The sequence below is a fragment of the Shewanella sp. SACH genome, assembly GCF_001887095.2.
GTDB lineage: Bacteria > Pseudomonadota > Gammaproteobacteria > Enterobacterales > Shewanellaceae > Shewanella > Shewanella baltica.
Map to the genome: position 1 here is coordinate 791,002 of NZ_MPDG02000002.1, position 15,026 is coordinate 806,027.

The 15,026-nt window shown below is 45.5% G+C and carries 13 protein-coding genes; 5 read left to right on the top strand and 8 right to left on the bottom strand.

What is annotated here, in order from left to right; translation table 11 throughout:
* Positions 1–106: 106 nt before the first annotated feature.
* The 3 genes from BM607_RS11375 to yegQ form a co-directional block, all read right to left on the bottom strand.
* Positions 107–1,996 carry a S8 family peptidase gene (locus BM607_RS11375; RefSeq protein ID WP_071938376.1) on the bottom strand — a complete coding sequence of 630 codons (1,890 nt, stop codon included), beginning with the start codon at positions 1,994–1,996 and terminating at the stop codon, positions 107–109.
* A 498-nt stretch (positions 1,997–2,494) separates the two neighbouring features.
* Positions 2,495–2,746, bottom strand: a complete 252-nt coding sequence (locus BM607_RS11380) for a YfhL family 4Fe-4S dicluster ferredoxin (protein ID WP_006082676.1) — start codon at positions 2,744–2,746, stop codon at positions 2,495–2,497.
* Positions 2,747–2,750: 4 nt separating this feature from the next.
* Positions 2,751–4,118: a tRNA 5-hydroxyuridine modification protein YegQ gene (gene yegQ / locus BM607_RS11385; RefSeq protein WP_071938375.1), complete on the bottom strand. Its 1,368-nt coding sequence runs from the start codon at positions 4,116–4,118 to the stop codon at positions 2,751–2,753.
* A gap of 341 nt (positions 4,119–4,459) precedes the next feature.
* Between yegQ and BM607_RS11390 the strand changes: the two genes are divergently transcribed.
* Positions 4,460–5,302, top strand: coding sequence for an HDOD domain-containing protein (locus tag BM607_RS11390; RefSeq protein ID WP_006082674.1), 843 nt, complete (start codon positions 4,460–4,462; stop codon positions 5,300–5,302).
* 93 nt (positions 5,303–5,395) lie between these two features.
* A complete protein-coding gene (locus BM607_RS11395; protein WP_071938374.1) occupies positions 5,396–6,889 on the top strand; it encodes a bifunctional diguanylate cyclase/phosphodiesterase in 1,494 nt (497 codons plus the stop codon).
* A gap of 450 nt (positions 6,890–7,339) precedes the next feature.
* On the opposite strand, the gene BM607_RS11400 is transcribed toward BM607_RS11395, so the two are convergent.
* Positions 7,340–7,771 (bottom strand): thioesterase family protein, encoded by a 432-nt coding sequence (locus tag BM607_RS11400; RefSeq protein WP_071938373.1) that lies wholly within the window; start codon positions 7,769–7,771, stop codon positions 7,340–7,342.
* 377 nt (positions 7,772–8,148) lie between these two features.
* Between BM607_RS11400 and BM607_RS11405 the strand changes: the two genes are divergently transcribed.
* Positions 8,149–9,129 (top strand): chemotaxis protein, encoded by a 981-nt coding sequence (locus BM607_RS11405; RefSeq protein ID WP_006082671.1) that lies wholly within the window; start codon positions 8,149–8,151, stop codon positions 9,127–9,129.
* Between the two features lie 165 nt (positions 9,130–9,294).
* On the opposite strand, the gene BM607_RS11410 is transcribed toward BM607_RS11405, so the two are convergent.
* Complete coding sequence (locus tag BM607_RS11410) at positions 9,295–10,551, bottom strand: adenylosuccinate synthase (protein ID WP_006082670.1); 1,257 nt, start codon at positions 10,549–10,551, stop codon at positions 9,295–9,297.
* Between the two features lie 140 nt (positions 10,552–10,691).
* Between BM607_RS11410 and BM607_RS11415 the strand changes: the two genes are divergently transcribed.
* Complete coding sequence (locus tag BM607_RS11415; protein ID WP_071938372.1) at positions 10,692–11,582, top strand: LysR family transcriptional regulator; 891 nt, start codon at positions 10,692–10,694, stop codon at positions 11,580–11,582.
* 28 nt (positions 11,583–11,610) lie between these two features.
* Here BM607_RS11415 and BM607_RS11420 read toward each other — a convergent pair whose 3' ends face one another.
* Together BM607_RS11420 and BM607_RS11425 are read right to left on the bottom strand one after the other, a co-directional pair.
* Entirely contained in the window at positions 11,611–12,435 is an 825-nt protein-coding gene (locus tag BM607_RS11420) for a transporter substrate-binding domain-containing protein (protein WP_071938371.1), read from the bottom strand.
* A 337-nt stretch (positions 12,436–12,772) separates the two neighbouring features.
* The gene (locus BM607_RS11425; protein WP_006086899.1) at positions 12,773–13,207 is read right to left on the bottom strand and encodes a PACE efflux transporter; all 435 of its coding nucleotides are present in this window, start codon (positions 13,205–13,207) and stop codon (positions 12,773–12,775) included.
* Positions 13,208–13,296: 89 nt separating this feature from the next.
* Between BM607_RS11425 and BM607_RS11430 the strand changes: the two genes are divergently transcribed.
* The gene (locus BM607_RS11430) at positions 13,297–14,184 is read left to right on the top strand and encodes a LysR family transcriptional regulator (RefSeq protein WP_071938370.1); all 888 of its coding nucleotides are present in this window, start codon (positions 13,297–13,299) and stop codon (positions 14,182–14,184) included.
* Positions 14,185–14,279: 95 nt separating this feature from the next.
* Here BM607_RS11430 and BM607_RS11435 read toward each other — a convergent pair whose 3' ends face one another.
* Entirely contained in the window at positions 14,280–14,903 is a 624-nt protein-coding gene (locus tag BM607_RS11435) for a TetR/AcrR family transcriptional regulator (protein ID WP_011847480.1), read from the bottom strand.
* Between the last annotated feature and the right edge of the window lie 123 nt (positions 14,904–15,026).

The window sequence follows — 15,026 nt, forward strand, 5'->3', positions numbered from 1 at the left end:
TGCCATTTCGCGGGATTGGCTTCTGAATAAACCACTAAAAAGCCCACTAAGTTGTTACCTTAGTGGGCTTAAGTGTGAGTCAAAACTGACTGAGCTGATTTACTCGCTAGTAGCTTGCACTCAGTTGAACGCCCGAGTAATTAGCATAACCACGTAACATCACATGGTAAGTTCCCGCTTGAGTCACGGTGATTGAACAGCTTTCATTATTACCGTTTTTATAGGGACGACAATCATAGCTGGTGGTCGTTGGGACAGTCCCTGCTTTGACATACAGATCCACGTCTCCAGTCCCGCCACTGGTGGTAATACTGAGTTGGCTATTCGCTGGGACGACGATTTTATACAGGGCTTCAGTTCCCGTTGCTCCGCTTAAATTCGTGACGGGTACGCCATTGGTTAAGCAGTTCGCATCGGTACAATTTCCGCCGCCATTGAGGTTGTAGCTAGCTGTCAGCTGGGCGTTGGCATAATTGCTATAGCCTTGAACCATCACGTACCAACGACCCGCCGTAGGTGCAGTGAAATTACAGCTCTCATTGTTGCCATTTTGATATGGGCGGCATTGATAGCTGGTCGTAGTCGGTTTTTGTCCTTGGCTCACATAAATATCCGCATCGCCAGAGCCCCCCGCGAGGTTGATGCCTAAACTTGCCGCATTTGCGGGGACATCGATATAGTAATAAGTCGCTGAACCTGTGGCTCCACTGATCGCAATACCCACATTATTTTGCAGCTGAGTCTCGTCAACGGGGCAATCATTGCCACAGCCACCATCATCGTTTGCAAGTGAAAACAGTAACTTATTCGGTGAGCCTGTCTTAGCATCTGTGACTTTGTCCGCAGTGGCGCGCGTCTTGAGTAAGTTAGTCACCTGTGCGGGGGAGAGGTTAGGATTTTCATCTAAGTATAATGCCGCCACGCCTGCCACATGGGGGGATGCCATTGAGGTGCCACTAATGGTATTGGTCGCTGAATTTGAGGTATACCAAGAGGAAGTTATGCTCGAACCGGGCGCATAGATATCAAGGCAAGTCCCGTAGTTAGAAAAACTCGAGCGGGAATCGTTACTGGTGGTTGAACCGACAGTGATGGCATCTGCGGCACGAGCTGGGGAGTAGTTACAGGCATTACTATTATCATTGCCGGCTGCGACGACGAAGGTGATCCCTGCGGCAACAGCGGCATTGACGGCATCATCCGTGGCTTGGGAGGCACCGCCCCCTAAACTCATGTTCGCTACAGCGGGGCCTGAAGCATTGTTTTTCACCCAGTTTATCCCTGCAATCACGCCAGAGTTACTGCCAGAACCTGAACAGTTGAGCACTCTGACGCCCACCACATTGACGTTTTTCGCGACACCGTAGGTTGAGCCGCCAATCGTCCCCGCCACATGGGTACCATGACCGTTACAGTCAGTCGCATCGTAATCATTATCGATAAAGTCATAGCCACTGCTTGCGCGGCCGCCGAACTCATTGTGTGTATTTAGCACCCCAGTATCAATAACAAAGGCGGTCACACCTGAGCCATCGTAATCCGTGTGATAGTTGTTATCCAATGGCAAGTTGCGTTGATCGATTCTGTCTATGCCCCAGGTCGGACTCGGTTGGTCCGCATTGGCTTCCATCATGGGCGTTACTGACATCACTTGATCTTGTTCTACGTACTTCACGTTTGGATCTTTAAGCAGTGCTTTAACTTGTTGGGCACTGGCATTGATGAGTACACCGTTGAGCACATTGCCAAAGTTTTTCATCACTCTGACATCATATTGATTGACTAAACTCTCGGCTTGTTGAACCGCGAATTCAGCTATGGTGTTGTTATTACTTAGATTAAGAACACTTGGGGTATTGAATACAACGATGTAAGTATCTTTGATGGCTTTAGATTGTGGGACACTTACCATAGTCGCTTGGTATTCATTAGCGTTAACAGGGAAGTAAGCAAGTCCAGTTGCGACTGCGACTGCTATTAAATGTTTCTTATGCATGTTGAACTCCATTTTCTTTTTATGTCTCCACGGACTTCGAGACATAATCCAATGTAGAAGGTATTTTCAACCTGCCCAGTTTAATGCTTAAGGCTTACCTCATTCACAATATCAAAATGTAACACTTGATTTACAATTTGGGCCTGAGTGAATTTTTACTGGAATGATTTTTTAGCTGTACAAATAAGCGTCAAAATAATAACTCTCAGTCTATTAAAGTAACAATGTTTGTAAAAGTGGTGATTTATCAAGCGACATTATGTCTTGAACTATAAATTGCGAAGAAGGGATAAATACCGTCTGTTAGTTTTTTGACAGGCAGAACTAAATCAAAGTCAGTCTAAAGTAGTGTTTTTAGTAAACCAGGAATGAATGCTCGGATTTATGCGCTTAAATAGTTTTGCATACTGTTTATATGCATGTCTGTTGCATTGTTTTAGGCGGGGATGAGGTAGATTTGACCGAGAGGTTAGATAACCACTCGGTCTGGCGAAGTGATTAAGCTTTTTGCGTTAACACGGCAAATTTCACTAACAGTTCGTCGTTGGACTCGACGCGGTTTGGATCTGGGTCGATGCAATCAATTGGGCAGACAGACACGCAAGTCGGTTTGTCGTAATGACCCACACATTCGGTGCAGCGGTCGGGATCGATTTCATAGATCTCTTCGCCCATAGTGATGGCCTGATTAGGACACTCAGGCTCACACATGTCGCAGTTGATGCAGCTATCGTCGATCAGTAATGCCATGACCTTAACCTAGTTCATGTGGGTTGCGCGTATCCTGACCTTGGGGCAGGTTACGCAGCAAAATACCGTGGCTCAAATCGACTTCTTTTGGCACGGGCAGATACACAGTGTGCCCAGAACCTAAGCCCGCTGCAACCGCTTCAGCCTTGCGATTTTCAAGTTGTTCAATCGTCAGACTGATATTGCCCTGTGGCGTCATCAGTTCGACACTGTCGCCAACGGAAAACTTGTTCTTCACTTCGATTTCAGCCAGTCCCGCAAGGTTGCGTTTACCCGTTAGCTCACCCACAAATTGTTGGGTGTCACTGACTGAGTAGCCATAGTCATAATTTTGATATTCATCATGCACATGGCGACGTAAAAAGCCTTCGGTATAACCACGGTGGGCTAGGCCTTCTAATTGATTCATTAGGCTGCGGTCGAAATCTTTACCCGATGAAGCATCTTCAATCGCGCGGCGATACAACTGTGCGGTGCGGGCGACGTAATAGAAAGACTTAGTGCGCCCTTCAATTTTAAGTGAGTCTATACCCATTTTGGTCAGGCGCTCAACGTGTTGAATCGCACGTAAGTCCTTAGAGTTCATGATATAAGTACCATGCTCATCTTCAAAGGCTGGCATGTATTCGCCGGGACGATTGGCTTCCTGTAGTAGGAAGATTTGATCCGTGGGCGCACCCGCACCTAAAGTTGTCGGCGTTTCGATTTGTACTGCATTAGGCATGGCAATGATGTCGCCGCTGTCGTTTTGCTGCGCTTCGTGTACATCGTATTTCCAGCGACAAGCATTAGTACAAGTGCCTTGGTTTGGATCGCGTTTGTTGATATAACCCGAGAGCAAACAACGGCCTGAATACGCCATGCAGAGAGCGCCATGCACAAACACTTCGAGTTCTATATCTGGGCAACGTTGACGAATTTCTTCGATTTCATCTAAGGATAATTCGCGCGACAGGATCACACGTTTAATCCCTTGGGTTTGCCAAAACTTGACTGAGGCCCAGTTGATGGCGTTTGCCTGCACGGATAAATGCACCACTTGATCGGGAAACGTTTCACGCACCATCATGATTAAACCCGGATCGGACATGATCAGCGCGTCTGGCTTCATCGCCACTACGGGTTCCATGTCCTTGATATAGGTTTTTAGCTTGGCATTGTGGGGCGCTATGTTGCTCACAACATACAGCTTTTTACCCAGCGCATGGGCTTCTTGTATGCCTGTGGCAAGGTTTTCCATTTTGAAGTCATTGTTACGTACCCTTAGGCTATATCTCGGCTGACCGGCATACACGGCATCTGCACCATAGGCAAAGGCGTAGCGCATGTTTTTCAGGGTTCCAGCTGGAGACAGCAGCTCAGGTTTAAACATAATCACTCTCAAATTGGTTAATTAATCGATGAATAAATGGCGCGGTGCGCGGGGGCGGGATTTTACACAATGAAAGTAGGGTTATGCAAATTGCCCTTACTAACTTTAGTGGTACTTCACATTTTACGAATATAGCGCGTTTAGCTTTGAGCAAGCAGCGAGAAACATTTCAGCTCTGGTGATGATTGATGCAGAAGATTACAGCCGATAATTAAGCCAAAATTGATAACGCAATCATACAATTTATTAACGTCCGTTGCTTTTTTCTACGTATCTAATGACGGTCAGCTGATATACTCCAACTATCCAATGTTCATGTTTACAGATTGATGGGAGCTAAGATGTCTACCGAACATCTACTGTTAGTCAGTTTATTAAAAAAACTAAAAGATGATGCCTTAGTGCTACCGACGTTGCCTGAAGTGGCGATGCGGGTGCAAGAAGTGGTCGGACGCTCCGATGCGAGCCTTAAACAAGTGGCTGAAGTGATCGGTCAAGATGCGGCGATTTCTGCCCGTATCATTAAGGTGGCCAATAGCGCCTTATACAGCCGAGGCGTACCCGCTGAAAGCATTAACAGTGCGGTTTCTCGCATTGGTTTAATTCAAATTAAAAGCATCGCAACTTCGGTGGCGATGGAGCAATTGTTCATTTCCACCAATGAAATGGTGTGGGAGGTCATGGATGAAGTGTGGCGCACCTCGATCGATGTGACCGCAGCCGCCTGTGCCATGTTGCAGATGTATAATAAACGCCATTCAACCAGTCGATTAAATTTTGATACCTTAACCTTAGCCGGACTCGTACATAACATTGGCGCTTTACCTGTGTTGACCGAAGCTGAGGCGCAGCCGCATTTATTTACGAGCATTGATCAATTACGCGCGCTCGTTCGTAAAATGCAGGGGCCCTTAGGTCGTGCTGTGTTAAAGAGTTGGGATTTTTCTACCGAAGTGATGGAAGTGGTTGAGCGCTGGGCCGATTTACCTTATTTGCCCGATCACGTTACCTATCTCGACTTTATCCGTGCAGCGGCCTTCTATACCGGTGAATTACGTGCAGGCACTGAATTAGAACAACGTCTTGGTGTGTTTGTCGCCCGCGGGTTACCCGTGACAACCGATGATTTAGCCAGTGATGAATTTATGGAAAAATTCCATTCAATTAGAGAAAGTTACCAATAATCGTTAGGCCTAAATGGAACTCAAATGGCACGTGAGCACTGAATTGCAGTGCCATTTGATAAAAAGCTTACGCGGTAAAGCAGAGGCCAAGGTATGTTCGAAATCGGGTTAGTTGTTGCTTCTCTCATTTTATTGATATTTTCATTATATATACTGCAGGCAAAATATAGATCGCAACGGTCACAGCAAAAATTCTTAGCTCAACTTTGTCTCCAGCTAGAGCAACAAAAGGTTGAGCGCCAAGCATTAAACCTTGGCACGGTTCCCCAAGAGTTTGCGCCTCTCTACCATACCTTAGATGAATTATTGAAGGCCTTACCCGCAAGCGCAGGTAAAGACAAGTTGACTGGACTAGTGAATCGCGTCGGCCTTAAACGTACGCTGACCTCCATGATGCCGCTGACTCAAGGGACATTAGTGCTGATTGATATTTATCGATTTCGCTATGTGAATGATCTCTTTGGGTTTGTGTTTGGCGATATCCTGCTAAAGCAATTTGCGGAACGGTTAAACACCTTAAGTTTATCCCCAAGATTAATCGCACGGCTCAATGGTGATGAATTTTGCCTATATTACGAGCAAGCGTTGACTGAAGAGCAATTAGTCCATTTAAGAGGTCGTTTGCAGGTGCCTTTTAGCATTAAGAACACGCCAGTCAGCGTTAAACTTCAAATCGGCTGTGTGCATTTACAAGAACACCACGCCGACACGAGTCAGATGTTACGTCGCGTCGATTTGGCGCTGAAGAAAGCCCGTCACTCTCGTAGCGCGATTGCTTACTATGCCGAGAATGATGATATTCAACAGTTAAGAGAACTGAGAATTATCGATAGCTTGCCTAAAGGTTTGCAACGCAATCAAGTGTATATGGTGTATCAAGCGAAACAGGATATTGCGACGGGACGGTGTTTTCAGGTTGAAGCCTTGATGCGCTGGGAACACGACGAACTTGGGGTTATTTCTCCGGGTGAGTTTATTCCCTTAGCCGAATATGCCGGCATGATTGATTTAGTGAGCCAATGGGCACTCGATCAGGTTTTAGCGCAGCAGGCAAAATGGCGCGCGGCAGGAATACAATTGTGCGTCGCAGTCAACCTATCAACACGGGATCTTGACAGTGAAACCTTGCCCCAAGAAATTGCGGCGAGATTAGCGCATTACAAACTTCCGCCCGAATCCTTAATGATTGAAATTACGGAAAGTACCTTAATGGCGGATTTAACTAAGGCGGTCGAAACCTTAGATAAAATTCGTGCGTTAGGGGTTAGGCTCGCAATTGATGATTTTGGTACCGGTCATTCTTCACTGGCTTACTTGAAGCATCTACCCGTCAATGAAGTCAAAATCGATAAAGCTTTTCTAAAGGATCTTGAGCAGGATAAACCGTCGGAATATATCCTCGAAGCCAGTATTAATATTGCTAAAAAACTCGGTTATGAGGTGACTGTCGAAGGGATTGAAACCCCTGAAATTAGGGAGATACTCGTCGCTATGGGCGTCGATACCCTACAAGGCATGTATTATGCTAAGCCCATGAGAGCAGCAGAACTGGAAATGAACTGGGCCCGGCTGCATAACGCCATGTAAACCCAATGCTCATTAACCCACGGTCACTAAGGCTGCTCAACAGAGCCTTAGTGTGTTGCTAACTCACCTTTTCAAGTTGCCGTTGTTTGAAGTGGTTTTGCAGAGGCTTTTGTTGCAGTCACTTTTGTAACAGCTACTATTTGTAATCGCCGCTTACGCTTATGTCGAAAGTCAGCTCAGGAAATCGCGCGTGCAAGTGTATGTAACCTGAGCTCGGGATAAGCAGAGCCGCTGAATAGGCATCTTTTCGGACCTCTCTGCGTTGCACTGCACTGTCTAACCATAGCTCGCTATGGCGTACGACAGAGCGCCTTGATATGCGCAAAAATCTGCGCATTCAGTCATAAAATAGATTTTTTGTTTCAAACTAATCATTTATAGCATTGATTTAGTTTGTTAAATTTAGATTTTTCGACACTCGTTATCCCGAGTTAAGGTTATGTAAGAATATTAGTTTTGTTCATTTGAGACAAAACCCTGACTTAAAACGGCGATTAAATCTGCCGGCATAGGCGCTAGTTGGCGGGCTTGATTCATACATACCATCTCAATTGTGGCAGTGACAGCGGGCTTTTTACCCTGTGGACGCCAAATCTCCTGCTGCCACACAGTGCGGTACTTACTCTCAAAGTAAAACTTAGTGCGCACATCGATAATATCGGCAAACTCCACCCCTTCATGGCACAGCATATCGCTACGATACACTGCAAAACCCAGTTGGTTTTGTTGCCACAACGCACTTAAACGCTCGGCACCAATCACATGCTCTCGGGCGCGCTCGAAGTATTTCAAAAAGTTGGGGTGATACACCACGCCAGAAAAATCAGTATCTTCATAGTAGATTTGCACTGGGAAGGAGAAGGTCGGGCTAAATTGCGGCATGGGTTACGGCTATTTTAGATAGTTTTATTGCGCAATAGTTTAGCGGCTTATCTCTTTAAACAAAACCTTTAAAACGGAGATACAAAAGCGCTGTTATGTGAAACGCAAAGGCTATTTGAGGTTGGCGACAGGCAGGGTGAGTTTGATCATGATTTAAATGTGATTGCTGAAAAAGCAATGAGATTCGATTATGGGACGTTTTCCTCTTTTTTCGATAAAAGTAAGCCTCTGATTAATCCATGCTCAAGAAATATCACGCTAATCAGGCAGTAAAATCACACTATCGTGTCTAAGTGCGTGCCTAAATCATTAATCCCTTCCTATACTGATAGCTGGAATACCTTTCTTAAGTTGATTTGCTAGGTTGAGAGCTTTATATGAGCGAAATAAAAAAATCAGAAATATTGACCGAAAGTGGCACAAATGAACTCGAAATTATTGAGTTTCATCTGCATAAGATACTCCCTAATGGGGGCCATAAAGTGTGTCATTACGGGATCAATGTCGCCAAAGTGAGGGAAGTGATTAGGGTGCCAGAAACCTCTGATTATCCCAATGCTCAGCCGCACATGGTGGGGGTGTTCTCGTTGCGAGAAAAGCTGATCCCTTTAGTCGATCTTGCCGGTTGGCTCGGGATCTCTACACCGGAGGATTTAACCCACAAAGTCGTTATCGTCACTGATTTTAATAAGATGATTAATGGTTTCTTAATTGATAGTGTTCGTAGCATTCATCGTGTGTCGTGGGAGCAAGTTGAATCGCCGAGTCAATTTTTAGAAGCGGGTGAAAATGATTGTGTCGTTGCTGTGGTTCGCCGTGATGGTATGCTGATTATGATATTGGATTTTGAGAAGATTATTGCCGATATCAATCCTGAACTGAGTATGGATAAGTACGATGTCACGCTCGATAGGAGTGTGCTGATTAATGACAAAATGCTGGCCAAACGTGAAGCGAAAACGATTTTAATCGTCGATGACTCTGCCTTCATTCGTAAAATGATTGAAAATACGCTCCGTAGCGCAGGCTACAACATTATCACCGCTAAAGATGGTGGTGATGCTCTTGAAATGCTAATGGAATTTGAGAGCCTGGCTGAGCAAGATAATGCCTCTATTTCTGATTTTGTCAGTGCTGTTATCACGGACGTTGAAATGCCTCGGATGGATGGGATGCATCTGGTTAAACGATTAAGAGAATCCAAGGCATACCAACAAATGCCGATTGTGATGTTTTCTTCCTTAATGAGCGAGGATAACCGCACAAAAGCGATGGCATTGGGGGCAAATGACACTATTACTAAACCAGAAATTGGCCGTATGGTCGGTATGATAGATAAATACGTATTCGAAGAGTAATGCCATTTCATTACGCTGCGATATTTGAATATCAGATACTTAGTACTAGATATGTGAATCGCAGCTACCAAGGTCTTGAGAGATTCTTCAATGACAAACGATATAAAAGTAAAAAGCCATATTCAACGAAGCGAATATGGCTTTTTTGTAGGGTAAACTTCGCGACTAGCGGATGATCATTTGATCGCGCTCAGGTCCAACAGAAACCATGCTAACGCGCACACCCATTAGGGCTTCAATACGTTCAACATAGTGTTGTGCTGCCACTGGCAGGCTCTCGAAGGTGCGACAACCGGTAATATCTTCGCTCCAGCTTGGCATTTGCTCATACACTGGGCTCAACGCGGCAGTTTGTGGCCAAATTGGGTTCTCAGTGTGCTCACCTTCATAGGCTACGCAGATTTTCAGATCTTTCATGCCTGACAGGCAATCAATCTTAGTCAGGGCAATTTCAGTTGCCGCTTGCAGCTCCACACCATTACGGGTGGCAACAGCATCGAAGTAACCCATGTCACGTGGACGGCCTGTGGTTGCACCAAATTCATTGGCGTTTTCACGGAAAGCGTCTTGCTCTTCCATAGCTGTCACTAAAGTGCCAGTACCCACAGATGAGCTAAAGGCTTTCGCCACAGCAATCACGCGCTCTGGGCGCAGGGCAGGTAAACCACTACCGATACCTGCGTAAGCCGCAGTCACGTTTGATGAGGTGGTATAAGGATATTCGCCGTAGACTAAGTCGCGGCCAGCACCTAATTGCGCTTCAAACAGTAAGCTTGCATCTTGTTTTTGTAATGCTTTTAATGGCTCAGTCACATTACAAATAAATGGACGCCATGGCGCAGTCACTTCTAACAACCATGCGGTCATTTCAGCGGCGGTTTGATTAAAATCGCAGCTTGGATAAAGTGCCTTTAATTGTGGCATTTTCCAGTCGAGCATAAATTGAATACGTTCTTGCAGCACTTCAGGTTGGTTTAACCAACCGACTAAAATGCCTTTTTTCATCACGCGATCACCATAGGCAGGTGCAATCCCTTGACGGGTTGAACCATAGGCTAAATCGCCAAGACGTTGTTCTTCTAAGGTATCTTCTAATGCATGCAAAGGTAAGCACAGGGTCGCACGGTCAGAAATGCATAACTTAACATCAACACCAGTCGCTTGTACTTCAGCAATTTCAATGCTGAGCTTTTCTGGACTGATCACCATGCCAGGGCCTAATACTGCAATGCAGTTAGGGTTGAAAATGCCACTCGGTAATTGGTGTAATTTAAAGGTGCCATAGTCGTTGACTACGGTATGTCCGGCGTTGTTACCGCCTTGAAAGCGAATACTGGCAGCGGCATCCGCGGCTAAATAATCTACGATGCGGCCTTTGCCTTCATCACCCCAATTTGCACCCACAACCACGATCGACGGCATAACAACATCTCCTCATTGATTAAGACGCTATGCTAGACCCGTCATTTGAATAAGAGAAATTAATTATGGTTATCATCTCAATAAGGATTTCATATATCATTGGCTATAATTAACGCGAATACACAGTAAAAGGGGGTTTTATGCTCGATATCCATTGGTTAAAGACCTTTGTGACTTTGGCTGAACATAAGCATTTTGGCAAAGCGGCTACGGCGCTGCACATGACGCAGCCTAATGTTAGCTTGCATATTAAGCAGTTAGAGCAAAGCACTCGAGTCAAGCTGATTGACCGTAATCCCTTTCGATTAACGCAAGCGGGATTTCGCCTGTTAGAGAGCAGTCAGAAGACGTTAATGGAGCTGCAAATTTGTCAGGCGGACCTCAATGCGATTAATGACCTTAGCCAAGGCACCTTAACCATTGCCGCCAGCGACATTATCTCGCGGTTATTGTTGATCCAGCCGTTTCAGCTCTTTAAGGCGGAGTTTCCGGGGATTGATTTCTCGCTGCTCAATACCACATCATCCCAAGCTTCTGAACTGGTGAAAAATGCTGAAGCCGATTTAGGGTTTGTGATCGCGCAAAAGGAGAGTCAGCCGCTGCATTTTACTGAGTTACAGCAGATTAAATGGTGTGCAATAGGGGACAATTTACAGCAATGGCAGCAGGCAAATCTCTCTGTGGATACGCCATTGGCCGAGCAACCGACGTTAATTCTACTGGGTCACGATACGCGAACCCGTGAATTGCTGGACCCCGCACTGCCGTCGCTGAGTTTGCCGAATTACCGAATTATGGAGGTGGGCAGTGTTGACGCGCAAATCGATTGGGCCGAGGCGGGGTTTGGGGTAGCGATCGTGCCGGAGTTTTCGGTTTATACTAAGGCGAATTTGACCACTAAAGTGACTCCTCTGCCACAATTTCCCACAACCAGTTTGGGCTATATTGTGCGCCAGAATCAGATCCTGTCTAAGGCCATCAAGCAGCTGTTATATTGGGTAAATCAAGAGATCATTCGCTCGCAGCGGTAATCTATCATTCGCTTGCAGCGATAGGGAATTAGTCAGCGACTAAGAGTAGCTTTTCGTATTGGCCTGTGGCTTTTAGCTGTGATAAGCCCGCGTCGAGTTGGGTCGCTAAGGTCTGCGCCTGTGGGTTTTCCTTCGAGAATGCCAAAAAAATATCGCTGCTGTGGTTAGCAAATACTGGAATGACATCATCATCCACGCCCATTTTTTTTAGGTTCTCCTTGGCGACTAAGTCAAACATCAATGCAGCATCTATGCGGCCAATCAACAATAAATTGATTAGCTGCTGCTGATTAGCGACGGTGACGATATTGAGCTGTTGCTGTTTGACTAACTTGGGAAAATCATCGCCATACTCATAGCTTTTAATCACCCCAATAACCGTGCCTTTAGGTAGCGCCCATTTATTATCAGCCAAAATAGGCTTCTGTTTCTTTTGATAAAAAGATGCGGTGGCGATAAATAATGGGGTTTTACCGAAGATGAAGCGCTGTTCGGTGCTGTTCTCGCGAGTGACGTTAAATACCCCGTCTACGGCGCCTTTTTCCGCCATCATTAAGGCGCGAGAATAGGGCACGACTAAGCTATTTACTTCAATATGCGATTGTTTAAAGGCGGCTTGGATTAAACGATGGGAAATGCCTTGGCCAAATTGATTGGCAAAGGGCGGCCAACTGTCTTCTGCGGCTAAGGTTATCGCCTGAGGCTGCGATTCTGCGGGCACGGCATTGCTTTCTTGGGCGAATGCCATGTTGTAAGTCATGGATGCGAGTAATAAAACGATGCTAAGTATCAATGCTGATGGCAAATTTAATGCCTGCTGCATCCTGAGCTTCACTCTGTTCCCTACACGCATTTTGCTGCCATCTCCCTGCTTAATATATGGCTTTTATAGCATAAAGAATTATATCTAGACTAATGATTTGAATATTAATTATTGATAGCGAGTACTTTTGTGATGTTTATATGATCTTCCTACAGCCTCAGTTCACCGTGTGGGTCTATTACTTTTGTTTACTGTGTTTACTGTGTTTACTGTGCTTAAGTGGGATTTTGCGCTGGGCAACGAATGAACAGGATTAGCATTTTTGCTGATTAATTGAAATGGATAGGTTTCAAAACGGCCATCAAACGAACCACTAAAGTGCTTTGTGAGGTTCGTTTGATGGTGTGTTGTGTTGATGTTCGCTGGGCTATTTGACCTTGGTGGCTTGCATCGTAAACCAAGTCTTATAGGGCTGATACTTGTCATAGCACCAATGGAATAGCGTGCTGTAGAAGAAGAAAAAGATCAAAAAAACTGCTTCTAAGCCCATGGCTGCCAACCAGCCTATCTGTAAAAACCAAGCGATGGTCGGTATGCTAATAAAAATAAGTCCCCCTTCAAATCCAAAGGTATGCAGTATTCGGGTTTTTAAAGTGCGTTGCTCTCGATTTGCCCCAAATACCCTGTCGAATCCTAGGTTGTAGAAGTAGTTCCATACCACGGTATAAAGACTCAAAGCGATACCGACTATGACAAGCTCACTGGTTCCCTTGCCTGATATGAGGGCAGAAACCGGGATAATAATCGCGAGTGCAATCGCTTCAAAGAGTAAGGCGTTAAAGATACGTTCTGTCGTTTTCATGGCTATTCCCATTCATTCAATGTGACTATGGCCATAATTTTATCTAGTATAGGGATAACTAATAGTTAGATAGTATCGGTAAAAGCGATATGTTTAGTCTCGAACAGCTTGAAGCCTTTATGGAAACCGTAGAATCTGGTTCATTTTCGAATGCCGCAAGGCAACTTAAGAAAGCACAATCCGTGGTTAGCCAGCATGTGATGAATCTTGAAATTGACTGTGGGGTTGAGTTATTTGACCGTTCGGGTCGTTACCCAGTATTAACGGCCGAAGGCAGTAAATTACTGCCCTACGCAAGAGCGACGATTCTTCAACATCGTAGACTCAAACATACCGCCTTATCGCTTTTTGGTCGTCAATCTTCAGAAGTGTGCCTTGCGATGGATGAAGGCATTCCTATACAGAGAATATCGGAAATCATTCAGTTGTTAGAAAGTGATTTCCCTAATATCGAACTCGAGTTTCTCAGTGCCTCAAGCATAGATATTATCGACATGGTGCATTCGGGAAGAGCATCTACAGGACTGATTTTTAGCGAATTATCTATGCCAAGTAGTATCGATTTTGAGAGTATTGGTGTGATTGAATTCAATCTGTATGTGGCGAGTTCGCATCCCTTAGCGAAATCAGTTGCACCGAACATGGACTCATTGCGTCTGTATCGACAATTATGCATCCGCTCACGTAATACTAAAACCAGTAGTTTTCAGCAGGCATTCAGTCCTGATGTTTGGTATGCCGATAACTATTATGTGTTATTGGAGCTCGCATTACAGGGCCATGGTTGGTGTCTGTTACCAGAGCATATGGCATCCAGCTCAGTTTTATCGGGTAACTTGACTCGGGTCCCCATAGAGTTTGAGCAGATAGGCTGGTATGCAAACGTCGATGTGATCCAGCATCAAGATAAAAGCAGCCTGCCATTATTGAAACGACTCAGGCAACTGTTTAGAGAACTCTTGGTTGGACAGAAATAAATAGTTGGACAGAAATAAAGCAAAGCATAAATAAAACCCCAGTTAAGTGAGAACTCAACTGGGGTTTATTGTTTGTGCGCATCAGGATTTATGGATCAGGACTCATCATTGCGCGGAAAGTTAGCGAGCACTAGCTCGGCGACTTTGCGTAATTCATTCGGGCAAATCCCACTGGTCGCTTGTACGGCCATGCCTTGCAATACTGTGCCGACATAACGGGCAAGCAGTAACGGCTCGGCATCTGCGGGCAAATCCCCTTCATCTTTGGCGCGTTGCAATCTTTCGCACAGAGCGATTTCACCGTCGCGGCGACGATTAATCAAAGTGTCTTTAATCGCTTGCCCTGCTTCACTGCAGGTTAATGCCCCTTGAACAATCAAACATCCCTGTGGATGGCTTTTATCCACCAAAGAGCTCGCTGCCCCGAGCAGCATTGACTCGACCACTAGATAGGCGGTTTTCTGCTCCAGCGCGGGATAGAAAAACGCACAGGGGCGTTGTTCATATAATTCTATCGCTTTGAGAAATAACTGTTCTTTATTGCCGAAGGCGGCATAAAGGCTTGGCTTATTAATGCCCATAGCTTGGGTTAAATCGGTTAACGATGTACCTTCAAAACCTTTGCGCCAGAAGACTTCTAAGGCTTTGGCTAATGCATCGTCAGTGTCGAAGGCACGTGGGCGACCTACACAGGGCGTCTGGGTGACGGTTGACATCATTAGGCTCCTCAATTCTCAATTGCCCCTAGGATAGACATGGGTTTAGTCCGTGTCCAGCCACACTTGCTGACTGATGACCGACTAAGGGGATTTGTCTACTTAGTCATCCAAGGTGTCACCTAA